At 40.9% G+C, this 320-nt stretch carries 1 protein-coding gene; it reads left to right on the top strand.

Annotated elements, in window-relative coordinates; translation table 11 throughout:
• On the top strand, positions 1-320 hold a 320-nt coding region (locus tag A4R26_RS12970), incomplete at both ends, for a condensation domain-containing protein (protein ID WP_133054654.1).

Here is a 320-nt window from a genome sequence, read left to right as displayed (position 1 = left end):
CATCAGCAGAACGGTTGGCTGGTTTACTACGGTCTATCCATTTGTATTGAATGTCGCCGACTCTTCAAACCAAACAGAGAGCTTGGTAAACGTAAAAGAAGATCTGCGACGAGTGCCTAATAAAGGAATCGGTTATGGTATTTTAAACTACTTAAGCCGGGAAGGGCTTGAAAGTAGACTTACCCCGGAGATCACCTTTAATTACCTGGGAGATTTTGGAAGCAATGTATCCAATGAAAAAGATTCACTGTTTGAGTATGCATCAGATCGTATCGGATTCAATTTATCAAAGGAAAATACAACGGATGCGATACTGGATG

The organism is Niastella populi, from assembly GCF_002078015.1.
Lineage (GTDB): Bacteria > Bacteroidota > Bacteroidia > Chitinophagales > Chitinophagaceae > Niastella > Niastella populi.
Note: the sequence above shows the minus strand (reverse complement) of the source record. Positions and strands in the feature narration are given on the sequence as shown.